General features: G+C 57.2%; 20 protein-coding genes and 1 other annotated feature. All 20 genes read left to right on the top strand.

What is annotated here, in order from left to right; translation table 11 throughout:
- Positions 1–80 precede the first annotated feature (80 nt).
- The 20 genes from Q7F15_RS13870 to Q7F15_RS13775 all read left to right on the top strand — a co-directional run bounded on the left by Q7F15_RS13870 (position 81) and on the right by Q7F15_RS13775 (position 17,715).
- On the top strand, positions 81–689 hold the full coding sequence (locus tag Q7F15_RS13870) for a prepilin peptidase (RefSeq protein WP_249179097.1): 609 nt from the start codon (positions 81–83) through the stop codon (positions 687–689).
- Between the two features lie 60 nt (positions 690–749).
- On the top strand, positions 750–1,994 hold the full coding sequence (locus Q7F15_RS13865) for a hypothetical protein (RefSeq protein ID WP_304414482.1): 1,245 nt from the start codon (positions 750–752) through the stop codon (positions 1,992–1,994).
- A gap of 272 nt (positions 1,995–2,266) precedes the next feature.
- Positions 2,267–2,518, top strand: coding sequence for a DUF4321 domain-containing protein (locus tag Q7F15_RS13860; RefSeq protein ID WP_171565521.1), 252 nt, complete (start codon positions 2,267–2,269; stop codon positions 2,516–2,518).
- A gap of 12 nt (positions 2,519–2,530) precedes the next feature.
- Positions 2,531–3,115: a Maf family protein gene (locus tag Q7F15_RS13855; protein WP_304414481.1), complete on the top strand. Its 585-nt coding sequence runs from the start codon at positions 2,531–2,533 to the stop codon at positions 3,113–3,115.
- A 129-nt stretch (positions 3,116–3,244) separates the two neighbouring features.
- The gene (radC, locus tag Q7F15_RS13850; RefSeq protein ID WP_171565520.1) at positions 3,245–3,919 is read left to right on the top strand and encodes a RadC family protein; all 675 of its coding nucleotides are present in this window, start codon (positions 3,245–3,247) and stop codon (positions 3,917–3,919) included.
- A 107-nt stretch (positions 3,920–4,026) separates the two neighbouring features.
- Positions 4,027–5,070: a rod shape-determining protein gene (locus Q7F15_RS13845; RefSeq protein ID WP_171565480.1), complete on the top strand. Its 1,044-nt coding sequence runs from the start codon at positions 4,027–4,029 to the stop codon at positions 5,068–5,070.
- A gap of 14 nt (positions 5,071–5,084) precedes the next feature.
- Positions 5,085–6,059 (top strand): rod shape-determining protein MreC, encoded by a 975-nt coding sequence (gene mreC / locus Q7F15_RS13840; RefSeq protein ID WP_171565479.1) that lies wholly within the window; start codon positions 5,085–5,087, stop codon positions 6,057–6,059.
- Entirely contained in the window at positions 6,059–6,583 is a 525-nt protein-coding gene (mreD, locus tag Q7F15_RS13835) for a rod shape-determining protein MreD (protein ID WP_171565478.1), read from the top strand. The genes mreC and mreD overlap by 1 nt, the downstream gene beginning before the upstream one ends.
- Positions 6,584–6,638: 55 nt before the next feature.
- Positions 6,639–9,092, top strand: a complete 2,454-nt coding sequence (locus Q7F15_RS13830; protein ID WP_304414480.1) for a peptidoglycan D,D-transpeptidase FtsI family protein — start codon at positions 6,639–6,641, stop codon at positions 9,090–9,092.
- 88 nt (positions 9,093–9,180) lie between these two features.
- Positions 9,181–9,849 (top strand): septum site-determining protein MinC, encoded by a 669-nt coding sequence (minC, locus tag Q7F15_RS13825; protein WP_304414479.1) that lies wholly within the window; start codon positions 9,181–9,183, stop codon positions 9,847–9,849.
- A gap of 27 nt (positions 9,850–9,876) precedes the next feature.
- The gene (minD, locus tag Q7F15_RS13820) at positions 9,877–10,671 is read left to right on the top strand and encodes a septum site-determining protein MinD (RefSeq protein ID WP_304414478.1); all 795 of its coding nucleotides are present in this window, start codon (positions 9,877–9,879) and stop codon (positions 10,669–10,671) included.
- A gap of 132 nt (positions 10,672–10,803) precedes the next feature.
- Positions 10,804–11,940 carry a rod shape-determining protein RodA gene (rodA, locus tag Q7F15_RS13815; protein ID WP_212132918.1) on the top strand — a complete coding sequence of 379 codons (1,137 nt, stop codon included), beginning with the start codon at positions 10,804–10,806 and terminating at the stop codon, positions 11,938–11,940.
- A gap of 233 nt (positions 11,941–12,173) precedes the next feature.
- A complete protein-coding gene (locus Q7F15_RS13810; RefSeq protein ID WP_029097474.1) occupies positions 12,174–12,374 on the top strand; it encodes a cold-shock protein in 201 nt (66 codons plus the stop codon).
- Positions 12,375–12,557: 183 nt separating this feature from the next.
- Positions 12,558–13,334 (top strand): M23 family metallopeptidase, encoded by a 777-nt coding sequence (locus Q7F15_RS13805; protein WP_304414477.1) that lies wholly within the window; start codon positions 12,558–12,560, stop codon positions 13,332–13,334.
- Positions 13,327–14,163 (top strand): M50 family metallopeptidase, encoded by an 837-nt coding sequence (locus Q7F15_RS13800; protein ID WP_304414476.1) that lies wholly within the window; start codon positions 13,327–13,329, stop codon positions 14,161–14,163. The genes Q7F15_RS13805 and Q7F15_RS13800 overlap by 8 nt, the downstream gene beginning before the upstream one ends.
- Positions 14,164–14,330: 167 nt before the next feature.
- On the top strand, positions 14,331–15,863 hold the full coding sequence (locus Q7F15_RS13795; protein WP_304414475.1) for a ribonuclease E/G: 1,533 nt from the start codon (positions 14,331–14,333) through the stop codon (positions 15,861–15,863).
- A 61-nt stretch (positions 15,864–15,924) separates the two neighbouring features.
- Positions 15,925–16,003: a sequence feature (ribosomal protein L21 leader region), on the top strand.
- Between the two features lie 10 nt (positions 16,004–16,013).
- On the top strand, positions 16,014–16,325 hold the full coding sequence (gene rplU, locus Q7F15_RS13790) for a 50S ribosomal protein L21 (protein WP_171565471.1): 312 nt from the start codon (positions 16,014–16,016) through the stop codon (positions 16,323–16,325).
- A gap of 18 nt (positions 16,326–16,343) precedes the next feature.
- Positions 16,344–16,697, top strand: a complete 354-nt coding sequence (locus Q7F15_RS13785) for a ribosomal-processing cysteine protease Prp (protein WP_171565470.1) — start codon at positions 16,344–16,346, stop codon at positions 16,695–16,697.
- A 2-nt stretch (positions 16,698–16,699) separates the two neighbouring features.
- The gene (rpmA, locus tag Q7F15_RS13780) at positions 16,700–16,999 is read left to right on the top strand and encodes a 50S ribosomal protein L27 (protein ID WP_029097468.1); all 300 of its coding nucleotides are present in this window, start codon (positions 16,700–16,702) and stop codon (positions 16,997–16,999) included.
- A gap of 131 nt (positions 17,000–17,130) precedes the next feature.
- Positions 17,131–17,715, top strand: a complete 585-nt coding sequence (locus Q7F15_RS13775) for a Spo0B C-terminal domain-containing protein (protein WP_171565469.1) — start codon at positions 17,131–17,133, stop codon at positions 17,713–17,715.
- Position 17,716: the final 1 nt, after the last annotated feature.

Below are 17,716 nucleotides of genomic sequence, written 5' to 3'. Positions count from 1 at the left end.
GGCTCCCCTGTTTTTGTCCCGCTGTGAAGAGGCAGAATCATTGCAGCGAAGAAAAACAGGGAGGGAGCATTGCTGTGGAGATGTGGGGAGCGATCGGTGCGGGAGTTCTTGGCACTGCTGCCGGCTGGTATGTATGCGGACTGGCCTGTCGTTTTGGGCCGTCTGCTTTCCGTGCTCCTGCGCTTTTTTGCAGGCTGGTCGTGTCGCTTCTCTGCGGCACCCTGTTTGCCGTCGTACGAATGCAGGACGGGAGGGACATCACAGAGCAGCTTTCCGCTCTCCTACTCATTGTATTCAGTCTCCTGGTTTCTCTGACCGATGTTTTGTTCCGGCGCATCCCCAATGCCGTCCTGCTGGCGGCCCTGCCCGTCCTGTCGGCCCTGCATTGGCTGAAGCATCCGGACGCCTGGCTTTCCTCGCTGTTGGCAGGGGGTTTTGGCTTGCTGCTGTTCGGGACGATCTCCGCGGTTCGACCTGATGTGGTGGGGATGGGGGACGCCAAACTGGCGGGTGTGCTGGCGGCAGCGGTCGGCTGGCGGACGTTTGCCGCTGGGCTTACCGTCGGCAGTGCGCTGGCGCTGGCGGCAGGTGTCCTGATGCTGCTGGATGGGCAGGCAAGGCGTGGGGCATCGCTGCCGTTTGCTCCGTTTCTCTGTGCGGGCATCCTCGCTGTCCACATGCTGTCATAACCTGTCCCCACACGACGTAGACTGGTACAAACAGAGCCTGTTTTTGAGGAGGGCGTTGTCGTGAGCGGACAGAGAAAAACGCAGGTGACGGTAAAATTGAACGGCGAGCGGTGGGATGGAAGCAGGACGGAGAAAAAAACAGGGCAGACGGACGGCGGGCAGCCCCCGATCGAGTGGCGGAAAGCAGAGGGGATCCCTTTCGTCCCGACCGTCAAAACGTCGCGGGAAGAGGATGCCTGGTCGCTGTTAAAAGAGCTTCACAAAAAGCACCCGCAGGTGACGGCAGTGCGGGATAGCGGCGTTGAGCCGCAGCGGGAGGCGGAGTTCTCCCCGGATGAGGAGGAAAGCGGCCGTTTCAGACGCAGCCGGGTTGTCCTGTCGAAATGGGTGCGTCAAGGCACCGTGACAAAAAATCTGTTTGCCACCGGCGGCGCGGTGGCGATCGGGCTGGTGTTCGGACTGCTGGTGCTGAGCGTTTTCGGCGAAGAACAACTGTCCCGGTCGTATCAAAGTGTATTGAGCGATACCGTGACGACGTTTTCGGCCGGGGGGAAGGATGATAAGGCAGACGGGATGAAAGCGGCCGGACCGGTCACACCCGAAGCCGCAGGGACTGACGCGGACGGCACAAAGCAAATGGTGGAGCTGCAACTGCCGGAGGAGCGTTTGTACGTGGCCCAGATCGGAGTGTTCCAACCCGAGACGTCAACAGCCGAGGCGATCAAGCCGTTGGACGCAGCGGGCATCCCGCACTTCCTGTACAAAGGAGAGGACAAACAGTATCTGTTTGCTGCTGCGGCGCCTGCCCGCGACGCCGTGCTCGGGTTTGCCAGCAATCTGAAGGCAAAGGGAATGGACGTCTACGTCAAGGAATGGGTCCTGCCGGGTGTCTCCGGAAGCGTTTCCGTTACAGGAGCGGCGGGGACGGCAACACCGGAGGATTTGAATGCGTTTTTCCAAACCGGGCTGGAGATGGCCCGCACCCTGGCCAGCCAATCGGGTCACGTGATCAGTTCGGCCCAGCCGGTGCTGTCTAAGGAAGAAGCGTCCGCGATCAAAGAACAGCACCGCCGTTTTCTGGAGCAGGGCCGATCCGTTTCCGCGCAAGAGTCGGGGCAGTCTCTGTTCGCCGGAATGGTCAACGGCATGAACCAGGCTGTGCAGGCCCGCGACAAAATGGCGGAGGCAATTGTCGGCGGCAAGACGGCCAGCGCGGAATCGTATGCTTGGCAGGTGCAGGCCGGCGTGCTGACGTTCTGGGAGAACTACGCCAACTGGGTCCGGCAGGTGAAAGCGGCGGAATAACGGTACATGACCAAGACTTCCATGCAGGTTTTCTTGCAGGAAGTTTTTTCTTTACATACAGTAAGTATCGGGGATTGTTTCACCTTGTCCCATTTGCTACACTTATGGTTGGCAAAAAAGAAATCCCTTGAGAGATATAGATGTTCGAACGGCTTCGTTCCGGTATTGCCGGGCTGCCGCACGGCACCGGTCGGGCAGCCGCCATTGGCTGCACCGCACCTCTGCGGGACGGATGCGGGGAATAGTGGTTCGGACGCAGAGACAAAAGGGAGATGAGGGATTTGAAGGGGAAAGAAACACTTACGCTTCTGCTTCTTTTACTTTCCGGGATGTTATGCGGCAGTATCCTGGGAGAGATTTTGGGACCGTGGATCCCGTTTCTCGCAAAGAGTAAAGAGATTTCATGGACCCCGGCGGCCGATTTGGAAATCCTGAAGTATAACATAAACATTCAGGTAAAACTAAATCTGGCCAGTATCGGAGGGCTTGCTCTCGCCTTTTGGATATATCGCAGAATGAAGTAGGTCGAACGTGGCATGAAAGCAGAAACATCACTCATTTTGGCTTCCTCGTCGCCGAGGAGGCGGGAACTTTTGCAGACGTTGGGTCTGCCGTTTACCGTCATGACCAGTGAAGTGGACGAGACGACTCAGCCGGGAATGTCCCCGGAAGCGGTAGTGGAAGAATTGGCCCTTCGCAAGGCGCAGGCCGTCGCTTCCCGCCTCGATGCCGGCGTCGTGCTTGGCTCTGATACCATCGTGGTCCTGGACGGACGCATTTTGGGCAAGCCGGCTGACGAGCCGGACGCTTTTCGCATGCTCTCGGAGCTCCAGGGCCGTGAGCATACCGTGTACAGTGGCGTCGCTCTGACGGATGCCGCTACCGGCCGTTTCGAGGTTGCACACAGCAATACCACGGTGCGGATTCGCCCGCTGACCGAGCGGGAAATTCGCTCCTACATCGCGACCAAGGAACCGATGGACAAGGCCGGTTCGTACGCCATTCAAGGCATTGGCTCCACCCTTGTGGAAAGCATCGAAGGCGACTACTTTACGGTGGTCGGACTGCCGCTGTGCTTGACGGCCCGCATGCTTTCCCGCTTCGGAATCACCCTGCTGTAACGCATCAGTGCTGCGCATTCCGCGGCAACGGCCTCTGCCCGCTCATGACGCTTCTGATGCCAGCCGTTTCCGCAAACCGATCACGATTTGCTGGAGGCGGTAAAAATGTCGGCAACCACCTGTAACGAAATGCGTAAGAAAAACGTCCCTTACTATGACCGCCCAAGAGAAAGACTGCTGCGCGAAGGAGCGGGCCATCTGTCCGATGCCGAGCTTCTCGCGATTCTGCTGCGAACGGGCAGTGAACAGGAGACGGCGTTTGAACTTGCCCAGCGCCTGCTGGCTACGTTTGGCGACTTGCGCAGCCTGGCTCAAGCCTCTCACACCGAACTCACCAGCTTGAAGGGAATCGGACAGGTGAAAGCGATCGAGTTGCATGCTGCATTCGAGTTGGGGCGCAGACTGCTTGGAGGTTCGGGGCAGCGCCGCGCGTCCATCCGTCTGCCGCGCGATGTGGCGGAACTGATGATGCCAGAGCTTGGCCATCTGACGCAGGAGCATTTTGTCTGTCTGTTTCTCAACACCAAAAATCACGTCATCGGCAAAAAAACGATTTTTGTCGGGAGTCTGGACACCTCCATTGTGCATCCGCGGGAAGTATTCAAAGAAGCGATTCGCTCCAGCAGCGCATCGGTCATTTGCATACATAACCATCCCAGCGGCGACCCAACACCCAGCAGGGAAGACCTCGCCATTACCCGCACCTTGCGGGAAGCCGGCGAACTGCTTGGCATTACCCTGCTGGACCACATTATCATCGGTGACGCCAGGTACGTGAGCTTGAAAGAGCAGGGCTACCTGTAACGGGTATGCGTTGGCTCCGCATAATGGACCGGTGTTACCGAGCATGTTTTACAAGAGTTTATTACATCATTGATTTGTAACCGGACAACAGCGGAAGGAGTTTTTTTATGTTTGGTGGATTTTCTCGTGACATGGGGATTGACCTTGGCACTGCCAATACACTGGTCTATGTAAAAGGAAAAGGGATTGTCGTACGCGAACCGTCCGTCGTGGCGATTCGCACCGACACCAATACGATCGAAGCAGTCGGGAATGCTGCCAAGAGCATGATTGGCCGTACCCCCGGCAATATCGTCGCCGTTCGCCCGATGAAGGACGGCGTGATTGCCGATTTTGACACGACGGCAACAATGATGCGCTACTTCATCAACCAGGCGCAGAAAAACCAGGGACTGTTCAGCCGCCGTCCAAACGTGATGGTTTGCGTTCCGTCCGGCATTACCGCGGTGGAAAAACGGGCCGTGGAAGACGCCACCAAACAGGCCGGCGCGAAGGAAGCGTACACCATCGAAGAACCGTTTGCCGCAGCGATTGGCGCTGACCTGCCGGTGTGGGAACCGACCGGCAGCATGGTCGTGGACATCGGCGGGGGGACGACGGAAGTGGCGATCATTTCGCTCGGCGGCATCGTGACCTCCCGTTCCATTCGCGTCGCGGGCGACGAAATGGACGAAGCCATCATTCAATACATCAAACGTAAGTACAACCTGATGATCGGCGAGCGCACCGCGGAAACGCTGAAACTGGAGATCGGCTCCGCCATCGCTCCCGACGAGTTGGAGACCGTCGAGATTCGCGGGCGCGACCTGGTGACCGGGCTGCCGAAAACTCTGTCCGTCAGCAGCGAGGAAATTGCCGAAGCGCTGGCGGAAACGGTGGCAGCCATCGTCGAAGCCGTGAAAGTAACACTGGAGAAAAGTCCGCCGGAGCTGGCAGCTGACATCATGGACCGCGGCATCGTGCTGACCGGCGGCGGAGCGCTGCTGCGTAATATCGATCGCCTGCTGAGCAAGGAGACCGGCATGCCGGTGCACGTGGCGGAAAACGCCCTGGATTGTGTCGCGATCGGAACCGGCCGCGCGCTGGAAAACCTCCATCTGTTCAAATCGAAACACGGAATCACCTCTTCCAGACAAAAGCGCGGTAAATAATCGGAGGTTGCGGCATGTCGTTTTTCGGGAACAAGCGGCTGATTATTGTGCTTGTGGGCCTGGTCCTGTTGATTTCCATCGTGGGCTTTACGTCCCGGGAACGGGCTCGCCTGACCTGGCCGGAAATGTTTTTCAAGGATGTGTTCAGCGTGGTGCAGGGGATCTTTTACCGCCCTGCCCAGGCTGTTTCCACCTTCTTTCAAGAAATTGGCGACGCGTACAACGTATACGAAGAAAACCGGGCGCTCAAGGCAAGCCTGGACCAGTACGCCCGGATAACGGCGGAGCTGCACTCGCTCCAGGCGGAAAACGACCGTCTTCGCAAGCTGTTGCAAGCAGAGGAATCGTTGAAAAAGTCCTACCAGCTTCGCTACGCAGAAGTGGTGGCCAGAAATCCGGACACGTGGAACAACGTCATCACGATCGACAAGGGATTGAAACACGGCATCAAGAAAGACATGGCGGTCATGACCGCCAAGGGATTGATCGGCCGGGTGCAGAGCGTGGCCAACTTTTCCGCCACCGTGGAACTGTTGACCAGCTATGAGCGGCGTAATAACGTCTCGGCCTCGATTCAAACCGTGCGCAACGTCAACGGCACCGTTACCCACCATCCCGTCAGCGGTGTCATTGAAGAATACGATCCGCAAGAACGCCTGCTTGTCATGCGCAAAATCCCTTTGGGAGAGAAAATCGAACCAAAGCAGCAGGTGATCACCTCCGGATTTGGTGGAGTGATTCCGCCCAATCTGCCGATTGGATACGTTGTTCGGGTACAGCCTGACGATTACGGATTGACGCAGACCGCCTATATCCAGCCGAGCGCCGACTTTTCCCAATTGAACGAAGTGATGGTGGTAGAGCGCAACTTCACCTTCTCGCCCACGGGTGAGCTGATACCCAATCAGCCGCAGGGACAACAGTCAACTCAGCCTGGACAGAACACGCAGTCGCAAGCGTCTGCAGGATCGGGCGGAGGTGGAAGGTAATGCCACGGTTTCTGCTCGCTGCGACGCTGCTCTTGCTGTTTGTTCTGGAAGGTACGCTGGTTCAGGTCTTTTTGCCTGACAAATGGGGTCTGTCTCTGATGACAGTACCCCGCTTTGCGCTTGTCGGCACCATTCTCGTCTCGATGTTTTTGGGGCGGCGGGAAGGACTTTATTACGGGCTGGCACTCGGATTTTTGCAAGATGTGCTGTACGGACAGGTGATCGGTCTGTACATGATAACGATGATGGTGGCCAGCTATTTTGCAGGATTAATCGTCTTGTTGTTTCAGCGGGGCTTCGGGATGGTGTTTGTCACGTGCAGCCTGATCCTGTTTGCCCACGAGTGGCTGCTGTACAGCCTCCATCTGCTTCTCACCAAAGCCCCTGTTGACGTGCAGTGGATGCTCAACTGGCAGATTCTGCCAACGGTCGTATTAAATATGTTGAGTGCCCTGGTGATTTACTCCCCGATCAAGCGTCTGTGCGAATCCGTTATGTTCAAACGCGACCTCCCGTTGGAGTAGCGGCACAAGCAGCCGGGTCATCCCGGCGGGGGCACTGGAAAGGAGGAGAGGGGTCGTGGACGAAAAGAATGAGCAGAAGTCGGACATACCGGTTCGATTAAACATCCTGTTTTTGCTTGTGTTCCTGTTTTTTGCCGCCATCATCCTGCGTCTCGCCTACGTCCAGCTGGTGCATGGAGAGCAGTACCGACATGAACTGGAGAAATACAGCATCCGCGAGCTGCCGATTTCGGCTCCCCGCGGCCGCATCCTTGACCGAAACGGCGAGGTGCTGGTCTCCAACAAGCCGGTTTATACCGTTACCTACGTGGAGGAGCTGGGGCAGGAGATCGACAAGGATAAGGTGGCCGATCTTTTGGCCCGCATCCTGTCGATGGATGGCGTGAAAATGGGGACAGACAAGGAACTGCTGAAAAAGACGGTCGAACTGGAATCCAAGCTGCCGGTTGCGTTTGGCCCCGAGGAGACGAACAAATTGATCGAGCGGATCGAGCACAAGCTGCGGCAGGTGCCGAAGGTAAGCGAGATCGACAGCATGTCCGACTACCAACTGATCAAGACGGCGCTGTACGTCGGGTTGTATGTGCGCTCCCCGTTTGACGACACCTCGCGAAAGCAGGCACTGAGTCTGCTCAAGGCAAAGCTGAACGACCCGGGGCAGCGCGCAGAGCTGGATGAAATGTCCGATGCGGAGCTGTTGAAATACGCCGTCTCCAGCAACGCGGAACTGAAGTTGACGCTGGACAAGGAGTACCGGGACGACCTGATCGGCCAGATCAAATACCGGATCAACAAGCTTCCCAATCCCGAGGAGTTGAAGGGGAAATCGGATACGGAACTGCTGGGCTACGCGGCCATTTTTGACCTGGACGTAAGTCTGCCGCTCAACGACCAGCAGCGCCAGTTCCAGTGGCACAAGCTTTCCCTGCTGCAGGAAATGCGCTCTTCACATATGCCGAGCTACATTCCGCGCCGCGTAAAAGTGAACATCTCGGATGCGGAGCGGTATCAAATCGAGGAACGTCTGTCCGAATTGCCCGGTATTTCCGTTGTGCTGGAACCGGTGCGACAAATTATTCAGGACCCGGACGGAACGCCGTTTGGCACCAACTTCCTTGGCTATATCAACGCCATCAAGCCGGAGCAGTTAAAGGAGTACCAGGCACAGGGATACAATCCGTTTGACCGCGTCGGCGTGACCGGTCTGGAGGCGTATTACGAGCGTTATCTGCGCGGCAAGGACGGCGTGATGGAAGTGCACGTCAACAAGGACTCGCAGACGGTTGAAAAGCGGATGAGCCGGGAACCGGAACCGGGCAACGATCTGGTGCTGGCGATGGATTGGCGCTTCCAAAGCAAGGTGGAAGCCATTTTGAAAGAGGAGTTTCTCAAGTTCAAGAGCAAGCCGACCACGCCAAAGGAATTCAAGGAGGCCCATGTTCTGGTGATGAATCCGAACACGGGGGAAATCCTGGCGATGGCCAGCTATCCGGATTACGATGTGAACTGGTACTACGACCGCAAGAAATTTAACGAGGTGTATACGTCGGTCATCCTGCCCAACGAGGCAAACCGATTCATCTATACGCAGTTTCCTCCGGCGTCCACCTACAAGCCCCTGTCGGTGATGATCGCCCTGAATGAGGGGCTGACCACTCCCAACGAAACCATCATCGACCGCGGCGGCCTCAAGGTGGGAAACATGTACAAACGGAACTGGAAACCGAGCGGACACGGTCCGGTCAACGCCCGCCGCGCGCTGGCCGTGTCCAACAACACCTACATGTACGAGATGGCGATTCGCCTGGCAGGACGGGCGAAGAATCACTGGTCCGAACAGTTTTCCGTGCTGGACTACTACAATGCGCAGTTTGGACTGGGGGTGAAGACGGGTATCGATCTTCCCGGCGAGAAGATGGGATGGGAAAACCCCAATTCACACTACGGCAACCTGGCCGACGCCATGATCGGCCAATATGATTTGTTCACGCCGATTCAGATCGCCCAGTACGTCTCGACAATCGCCAACGGCGGCTACCGGGTGCGCCCGCATCTGGTCAATGAAATCCGCCGCGGCACGACGGACCCGAAACAGCCTGGACAGACGTTGACCGTAATCGAACCGGAAGTGCTGAACCGGGTCAACGTCAATCCGAAATACATTCAGGTGGTCAAGGAAGGGATGCTGGCCGTGACGAAGCCAGGCGGTACGGCGGCAAGCACGTTCAAGGGCCTGCCGTTCAACGTCGGGGCCAAGACAGGGACGGCGCAGACCGGGCGCAAGGCAGAAAACGCCCTGCTGGTCGGCTTTGCCCCCTACGAAAACCCGCAATTGGTGTTTGTCGTGCTCGCTCCCGACAGCTTGCGCAGCGGCACGTCCAGTTCCGACGCCACCGGTCCGATTGCCCGCAGACTGCTGGAGGCGTACAACGAAATGTATCCGGGCGTGCTGACCCCCGCCGCGAACACTGCTTCGCAGCAGCAGCCGACCCAGGCTGAACAGCAATGAGCTGCGACCGACTGCATTCGGCAATTTTTTTCAATGGAGCAGGAATCTTTTGTAATCGTGGCGAATGGTATCGCTCGAGGTGAAACAGGTGACGACTGTGAAAAACAAGGTCACGATCAAGGGAACAAAAGATGGTCTCGTCTTTTTCATGGATGACGCCTGTTCCTTCGACGAACTTCTGGCCGATTTGCGTGAAAAGATAGAGCACAGCCATCAACAGATCTTGTCGGGTCCGTTGATTCGCGTTTCGATTAAATTGGGAAAGCGATACTGCACTCCTGAACAACAGGAGCAGTTGACGCAAATTATCCGGCAAAAAGGCAATCTGGTGATCCACACGATCGAAGCGGACGTGATCACCAAGGAAGAAGCGTTTGCCGAACGTCTCAAATCGACGTTTTCCATCCAGGTACACACGGTTCGCGCCGGGCAGGTGCTGGAGTTCGACGGTGACTTGCTGCTTCTGGGAGACGTCAACCCGGGAGGCATCGTGCGGACGACGGGCAGCATTTACGTGCTGGGTCATTTGCGCGGGTACGCCCACGCCGGGATCAACGGGGATACGCAGGTGATCATCGCCGCCGCGGTCATGAATCCCACCCAACTGCGCATCGCGGAAGTGATCAGCAGGCCGGGAGAAGAGTGGGCGAAAAACGGCGGCACGGAATTCGCCTATTTGGAGAACGGCACCATGCTGGTAGCCAAAATGAATTATCTGCCCCGGATTCGCCCCGAATTGGGCGCGAAAAAAGTGTGAGGCGTTAGGGTAAGAGGAGGAACGGACGTGGGTATTGGAATTGTCATAACATCAGGAAAAGGCGGCGTGGGCAAGACGACCACTTCCGCCAATTTGGGAACGGCGCTCGCTCTCCTGGGCCAGAAAGTCTGCATGGTCGATACGGATATCGGACTGCGCAATCTGGATGTCGTCATGGGACTGGAGAACCGCATCATTTACGACCTGGTGGATGTGGCGGAAGGGACTTGCCGCCTGCAGCAGGCGCTGATCAAAGACAAGCGGTTCGAAACCCTGTCCCTGCTGCCGGCTGCACAGACCAAGGACAAGTCGGCGGTTTCCCCCGAGCAGATGGAGGAAATCGTCACACAGTTGAAGCGGGAGTTTGACTATGTCCTGATCGACTGCCCGGCCGGGATCGAGCAGGGATTCCGCAACGCGGTGGCAGGCGCGGATCAGGCGATCGTAGTCACGACGCCAGAGAAAGCCGCTGTCCGTGACGCGGACCGGATCATCGGTCTGTTGGAACGGGAACAGGTCGGCATGCCCAAGCTGGTGATCAATCGTGTGCGGTCGCACCTGGTGAAAAACGGCGACATGCTCGATGTGGAAGATATTCTGGATTTGTTAGCCATTGACTTGATTGGCGTTGTGCCGGATGATGATCATGTCATCAAATCGGCTAACCAGGGTGAGCCGGTGGTGATGAACCACGAGTCCCGTGCGTCCATCGCCTACCGCAACATCGCCCGCCGCCTGTTGGGCGAAGCCGTGCCGCTTCAGCCGCTGCAGGAAAAGACGGGCGTGCTGCAAAAGGTGCGCAGGTTTTTCGGATTGAAATAAAGCGACGTTAGCCGAACCAAAAGAACAGGAGTTTTCCTGTTCTTTCATTCTTATCGGCGCAGATGCGCAAGCGGATCCCAGGAAGCCGCGTCCCTCGTGAGAATGGGAGCCAGGGAGGGCGAAGAAACTACTATGTTTGACCTTGAAAAACGACATCTGAAATCGATCGACTGGCCAATTGTGATCATCCTGTTTGGCTTGGCCGTGTACAGCTACAGTGGTATTTCCGGATCGGACAAAGGTATCCACATGGCCAACCAGCAGATGATCTGGTACGCGATCGGATTTATGGTGCTTTTCGCTACGCTGCTGTTCGACTATCGGCTGTATTACTCCATGTCTTACGTCTTGTACGCCATCGGCATCATCCTTTTGATCGGCGTATTCCAGACGACGCCGATCAACAACGCCACGAGTTGGTACCGCCTGCCGGGGGGCGTTTTGTTTCAGCCGTCTGAGCCGATGAAACTGTTTACGATTTTGACGGTGGCCCGTTACCTGGCCAACAAGGCTGACGATCCCGAGCGGTTCCGGTATTTCTATCAGCTCATTCCCGTCGGGCTCATCATCGCCGTGCCCTTGCTGTTGATTTTGGTGCAGCCCGATTTGGGAAGCGCGCTGGTGTACTGCAGCATTTTGGCCACCATGCTGCTTGTGGGGGGCATCCGGTTGAAACACGTGCTCTACCTGGGAACGCTCGTCGGCAGCTTTTTCGGGTTTATGACGTATCTGTACTTTTTCCATCAGTCGATTTTCTTCAAGATCTTCAAACCGTATCAGTTTGATCGGATCAAGTTTTGGCTCAACCCCGATCTGGAACCGATGGGGCGCGGTTTTCAATTGAAGCAATCGCTGATTGCGATCGGCTCCGGCCAACTGTTTGGCAAAGGCATTAACACGCCGACCCAGGCCAGTTTCGGCTGGGTCCCCGTCGGCGAAAGCGACTTCATCTTTACCGTCATTGCAGAAAAGCTCGGTTTCGTCGGCGCGGGTGTGCTGATGATCCTGTTCTTCTTCCTGATTTACCGGATGATCCGCATCGCGATGGAGGTTAAAGATCCGTTTGGTTCCTATGTAGTGGCAGGGGTGGTCGGCATGTTCACGTTCCAGATTTTTGAGAACATCGGCATGACCATCCAGTTGATGCCCATCACCGGGCTTCCACTGCCCTTTATCAGCTACGGCGGCAGCTCGCTGTTGACCAATTTTCTGATCATCGGCGTCGTCCTGAACATCGGGATGCGCAAGGACAGACTGCGTTTTGATTAAATGCGTGACAAACCGATCCGGATGTGATACACTCAATCTAAGTTAACCCGTTTTACTAGCTGTAGTGATTTGATATAGGTTGTGGAGTCGTACCTTGTTGAGAGACGCCACCATGTGGTCAAATCTCGGCTCGGTACGACTTTTTCCATACCGGCAAAAACTCCTCTGTAAAAACAGGTTAACGGATCACTCTTTCGCCCCGATGCGGGCGCATGTTTAGGAGGTTTTGTTTCATGCAACAAGGTATTGTTAAATGGTTCAACGCGGAGAAAGGATACGGTTTCATCCAGGTTGAAGGCGGAGATGACGTATTCGTACACTACAGCGCTATCCAGGCAGAGGGTTTTAAAACGCTGGAAGAAGGTCAAAAGGTTGAGTTCGAAATCGTTCAAGGCAGCCGCGGACCGCAAGCTGCGAACGTTGTGAAACTGTAAACAATGGCCCATATCAAAAGCAGTCTCTCGATGGAGAGGCTGCTTTTTTGCATGTCGGGGCAGTCCCCAGCTGCCCAGGTCAACAGCCGTCATCCGTTCCTTACGGCTGTATGCCGCGCGGTTATAATGCGGACAGACAGGTCATAAGATGGTACAAAAGCTTGGCCATCGGAGGGATGGGACATGTTCGACGAAGTGGATCGTGTCAAAGAGAGGAGGCGGGCGCGGATGGAGCGGATTCGCTCACAGTCGCGCGACAGTCTGGCCCCGTTTGTCGACGACTGGAAAGATCCGATCGACCCCGACGACGCTCTGTTTCCATACGCTTCCCGCCGGAACAGCACCATGCCCCAACTGCCTGACCGGGAGCAATGGGGCATCCGGATCTTCGCGTCCGCGCTATTGGTGGGTCTGGCCTATCTGATTTTCCAAACGTCCGTCGTTCCGTTGGACTGGAAACATTCGGCGCGCGAAGTGATGACGCGCGATTTTAATTTTGCCGGCGTGGCCGACTGGTACGAAGCGCGCTTCGGTGCATTGCCGACGCTGTTGCCGTCCCTGTCGGGCAAGAAAGCGGTTCCGGTGGACGGGCACAGCACACAGACCGTCTGGAAATGGCCGGCTTCGTGGAAAGTGGTGAAGCCCTTTGACCATGCCAGCGGCAAGGTTGTGCTGAGCACCGGGACAGACGGTGCGGTCACGATGGGCGAGGCCGGGTGGGTGACGTTTGTGGGGGAAAAGCCCGGTTTTGGCACGACGGTGGTTGTCCGTCTGGTCCAGGGACGGGAGATGTGGTTTGGCAATATGGAGAAAATTCAGGTCGCGGTAAACGACTTTCTCCAGCCGGGACAGGTGGTGGGCATCCCGCGAGCCGTCAATGAAACGGCCCGGTATCTGTACCTGGGGGCACGGGCGCAGGAGCAGGCGATCGATCCGCTGGATGTGATTTCCTTTGAATGAGTGGCGCCCGTTTGGCATCCGCCTGCGCATTCACCTGCTGTTTTGGATTGTGATCGGCATGTCGATCCTGTTGGGAAAGTTTTGGGAGATTATCACCCTGTTTGTGATCGTGCTGATTCACGAGATGGGGCATATCGCGGTCGCCAGGGAGCTGGGCTGGACGGTCACGGAAGTGGAATTGCTGCCGTTTGGCGGCGTGGCGACGATGGAGGAAGCCTACGCAGTCGATCCGCTTGACGAGATTGTGGTGGCCCTGGCCGGCCCGTTTCTCAACGTGATCATGATCGCGGTCTCCCTGGTATGCTGGTATGCCGACATCTGGACGGATGAGTGGGCCCGCTTTTTCCTGGCCGGCAACGTGGCGGTCGCCGGCTTCAACCTGCTGCCGATCTGGCCGCTGGATGGGGGGCGGATCGTTCAAGCTGTCCTCTGCTGGTGCATGCCATACCGCCGGGCAGCCATCGCGTCGCTGACACTGAGCGCCATGCTGTCTGCACTGATGCTGGGTGTGTCTGTCCTGTCTCTGCAGACGAATGTCGCCGTGGTGGCCGTGTATCTGCTGGCCGTCAACATTCAGGCCTTTTTGCGTTTTCCCTACCAATTCATCCGCTTTCTGATGGAAAAATACGCGCGCCAGCCGGAAGAGTACGGTGTGCGGGCCTTGACCGTTCCGCCCGAGTCGACGGCGATGGAGGTGTCTCATCTGCTGCGGCGCGGCTGTTCCCACCTGGTCTACGTGCAGGGGAGCGGTCTGCTGGCTGAGGAGCGGCTGCTGCATGCGCTTCTGTTTGAAAACAAACACGATACCGCCGTCGGGCAGTTGGTGTGAGCGCGGCCCCGCCGCTTTTCTTTTTTCACCGCTGTGGTAGAGTACGTGGTGCGAGTGATGATGCGGACCCCGCCCAAGCGATGGTGGGCATGGCGTGGACGTGCGGGACGTCAAGCCGGCCCGTCCGTCTTACATGCGCGGGAAGAGGGAAAAAGGAGAGGAACGGCGTGAAACAGGTGGCTATCAGCGGGTCTGGCGGCAGGCTCTGGGCGGCGCTGCTTGAACAGGGGCGACTGGTCGAATGGCGCAGCGAACAGGCGGAGACGGAACCGCAGGCGGGTTGTGTCTACCGGGGCAGGGTGACGGATGTGCTGCCGGGGATACAGGCCGCCTTTGTCGACATCGGCCAGGGAAAAAACGCCTTTTTGTACGTGGACGATGCCCTGCCGCCGTTTCATGGAACGGAAAAGCGCCTGATCAACGAGCTGGTGCGAGTAGGTGAAACACTGCTGGTGCAGGTGAGCAAGGAAGCGGCGGAAGGGAAGGCGCCAAAAGTGACGACGCGCGTCAGCATCCCCGGCCGACTGCTGGTGTACCTGCCTCCGGAGGGACGAGCCGTCGGGACGGTGGAAAACGGCCTGCCGGTCGCAAGCGTGCCGGCCGAGCCGACTGCCCGCGTCTCGGTTTCGCGCAAGATTGCGGACGAGGCAAAACGGCGGAAGCTGCGGGAGCGGGCCGCCGGACTGCTGGAGGACGGCGAAGGAGTGATCGTGCGGACGGAAGCCGAACATGTCGACGATGAAGCAGTGGCCCGCGAGCTAACCTTTTTGCGAAAGCGCTGGCGGGAAGCGCTCGCCTCGGCCGCCGGGCGGAAAACGCCGTGCCTGATCTGCCGCGATGTCGGACTGATTGAGGCGGCACTGCGCGACTTTGGAGCGGAGGACGCGGAGGAGATCATCGTCGAAGAGACGGCCGCCTTTCAGCGCGTCAAGGAACTGACGGAGGCGCTGTATCCCGACGCGGCGGACAAGATTCGCCGCTATCAGGGCAGGGAACCGCTGTTTGAGCGGCTCGGCTTGGTGGCCCAACTGGACCGGGCGCTGCAGCGGCGCATCCCCCTGCCGAGCGGCGTCCATCTCGTGTTTGACCGCACGGAAGCGATGACGGTGATCGACGTCAACACGGGAGCCTTTAGCGGCAAAGGGGGACAGCAGCGCGAACAGGCGATAACTGCCGCCAACCTGGAAGCGGCCCGGGAGATTGCCCGTCAACTGCGGCTGCGCGACATCGGTGGGATTGTCCTGATCGATTTTGTAAACATGCAGGAAGCGGCCAATCGGGAGCGGGTGTTGGCTGCCCTGCGCGCCGAAGCGGCCAAGGATACGGCGCCGGTGGCGGTGTTAGGCATGACCGCGCTCGGCCTGGTTGAGCTGACTCGCAAGCGGGTGCGGGCCAGCCTGGCCGAACGGATGACGGAGCCGTGCCCCTGCTGTGGCGGAACGGGACGAGTCCTCTCCGTCGACGAACTGGAGCGCCGACTGTTTGACGAGCTGGGCGGGCTTGTCCGCAGCCAGGAGGCGGAAGCGGCGCTGATCGAGGTGCCGGCCCGGATGTACGAACGCTTGGCGGCTGATAGTCCAGAGGGGCGGCCGCTGCATCTGTACGTGCTGCGCGCTGACCATCTTCCGCCCGAGCGATACCGCATCCTGTACGCCGGCCGCAGAGAGGAAGCGGACCGGCTGTATCGGGAAAAAGCATAAAATGCCTTGACTGTACAGTACAGGTATGGTAACCTAATGTCTGTCATGCAGCTATGCCTCGCGCATACTGTAACCGCTCGAATCAGGTTGGACAAGACGCCGTTCGCGGCGCACCTGCACAGGCGAGTCTGAGTATAGGAGGTGCACAACATGTACGCAATTATCGAAACCGGCGGCAAGCAATACAAAGTAGAAGAAGGCTCTGTTCTCTACATCGAGAAACTGGCTGCAGGCGAAGGTGACGTAGTTACTTTCGACAAAGTTCTCTTTGTAAGCAAAGACGGCAAAGTTACGGCAGGTACTCCTACCGTAGCAGGCGCAACGGTAACCGGCAAAGTAGAAAAACACGGTAAAGGTCAAAAAATTATCGTGTACAAATACAAAGCCAAGAAAAACTACCGTCGCAAACAAGGTCACCGTCAACCGTTCACCAAAGTTGTGATCGAAAAGATCAATGCGTAATTTTGGTGACGTACCGAGATGATTACCGTAACTGTTCAGCGCAATGCGCACTGTGAAATTGAAGAGATTGCGATTTCGGGACATGCCAACGCCGGCAGGCATGGCGAGGACATCGTCTGTGCAGCCGTGTCCGCGGTCAGTCTCGGGATCGTCAATTCGATTCAGCCACTGCTCGGATTTGTTCCGGACGTTGAGCACGCAGCAGAAGAGGGCGGGTTTCTCCGCTGGAGAGTGGGCCGTCTCGACGACGCTCGCCTTCATGAGAAACAACAGCTCTTGGCTGAGAGCATGGTTGTTGCCCTGTTTGTTGTAGCTGAAACGAACGGAAAATACGTGGCGATTCACGATTCAAAATGGCAAGGAGGTGCCTGACTATGAAATTCCTGTTCCCAGTTGACCTGCAGTTCTTCGCCTCCAAAAAAGGGGTAGGTTCTACCAAGAACGGTCGCGACTCCATCTCCAAACGTCTGGGTGTGAAGCGCGGCGACGGTCAATTCGTGAAAGCTGGCAACATCCTCGTACGCCAACGCGGTACGAAGATCTACCCGGGTGCTAACGTCATGAGAGGCGGCGACGACACGCTGTTTGCAACGGCTGACGGCATCGTTCGCTTCAAGCGTCTGGGCCGCGATCGCAAACAAGTGGTGATCGAACCGGTCGCTTCTCAAGCGTAAATAGTTCGGAGACGAAAACCCAGCCTTGTCGCTGGGTTTTCTTTTTATCCGGCATGGAGGATTTCTTTTAGTCGTTACGCACGTATGGTACAATGGTAGAAGAAAGAAATTTATCGGTTTGGGTGGGGAAGATGAGGGACGAGCGCACGCTGTTCACGCAGCAAACTGATCAACTGCTGGCCGTATTGAACCGGCAGCGGCACGACTGGCTCAACCATGTCCAGGTTTTGCTCGGCTACCTGCGTCTGGGCCGCTTGGAAGAAGGTGAAAAGTACCTGAAACGCATCGCGGAGCTGGCCATGCAGGAAAGCATGGTGGCCAGGCTGAACAGCTCGCTGCTGTCCGTCTTCTTTTTGACGTTTAACGCGCTAAACAATGACCTGCTGCTGGAAGTGGATGTCTGCAGCGAAGTGGACCTGCGCAAGGCAGCAGCAGACGAGCATGACCTGTTTCAGTTGGTGGCAGGTATTGTGTTTACGGTCGGAGAGCACCTGGACCGGAATGAATTTGAACCGGCCAGCATGCAAATCAGCTTGTACCGAGGCGAAAAGGGCATCCATTTTCGCTTTGACCTGGCCGGGAAGCTGCGTGCATCCGCGCAGTGCGAACTGGAAAAACTGGTACGTGACAAGAGTCGAATTCCGGTGATAATCACCGCGTGCATACATACAGACGAGGAATGGGTACTGGAAACGGCTGTTCCAGTGGCGGAATGAG

The sequence above is a fragment of the Brevibacillus aydinogluensis genome (genome assembly GCF_961514395.1).
GTDB classification, from domain to species: Bacteria; Bacillota; Bacilli; order Brevibacillales; family Brevibacillaceae; genus Brevibacillus; species Brevibacillus aydinogluensis.
Note: the sequence above shows the minus strand (reverse complement) of the source record. Positions and strands in the feature narration are given on the sequence as shown.

Excerpts from the sequence above, each read along its gene's own strand:
- Q7F15_RS13870 (WP_249179097.1), top strand. The coding sequence starts at position 81 with ATGTGGGGAGCGATCGGTGCGGGAGTTCTTGGCACTGCTGCCGGCTGG.
- Q7F15_RS13860 (WP_171565521.1), top strand. The coding sequence starts at position 2,267 with ATGAGGGATTTGAAGGGGAAAGAAACACTTACGCTTCTGCTTCTTTTA.
- Q7F15_RS13855 (WP_304414481.1), top strand. The coding sequence starts at position 2,531 with ATGAAAGCAGAAACATCACTCATTTTGGCTTCCTCGTCGCCGAGGAGG.
- radC (WP_171565520.1), top strand. The coding sequence starts at position 3,245 with ATGCGTAAGAAAAACGTCCCTTACTATGACCGCCCAAGAGAAAGACTG.
- Q7F15_RS13845 (WP_171565480.1), top strand. The coding sequence starts at position 4,027 with ATGTTTGGTGGATTTTCTCGTGACATGGGGATTGACCTTGGCACTGCC.
- mreC (WP_171565479.1), top strand. The coding sequence starts at position 5,085 with ATGTCGTTTTTCGGGAACAAGCGGCTGATTATTGTGCTTGTGGGCCTG.
- mreD (WP_171565478.1), top strand. The coding sequence starts at position 6,059 with ATGCCACGGTTTCTGCTCGCTGCGACGCTGCTCTTGCTGTTTGTTCTG.
- rodA (WP_212132918.1), top strand. The coding sequence starts at position 10,804 with ATGTTTGACCTTGAAAAACGACATCTGAAATCGATCGACTGGCCAATT.
- Q7F15_RS13810 (WP_029097474.1), top strand. The coding sequence starts at position 12,174 with ATGCAACAAGGTATTGTTAAATGGTTCAACGCGGAGAAAGGATACGGT.
- Q7F15_RS13805 (WP_304414477.1), top strand. The coding sequence starts at position 12,558 with ATGTTCGACGAAGTGGATCGTGTCAAAGAGAGGAGGCGGGCGCGGATG.
- rplU (WP_171565471.1), top strand. The coding sequence starts at position 16,014 with ATGTACGCAATTATCGAAACCGGCGGCAAGCAATACAAAGTAGAAGAA.
- Q7F15_RS13785 (WP_171565470.1), top strand. The coding sequence starts at position 16,344 with ATGATTACCGTAACTGTTCAGCGCAATGCGCACTGTGAAATTGAAGAG.
- rpmA (WP_029097468.1), top strand. The coding sequence starts at position 16,700 with ATGAAATTCCTGTTCCCAGTTGACCTGCAGTTCTTCGCCTCCAAAAAA.
- Q7F15_RS13775 (WP_171565469.1), top strand. The coding sequence starts at position 17,131 with ATGAGGGACGAGCGCACGCTGTTCACGCAGCAAACTGATCAACTGCTG.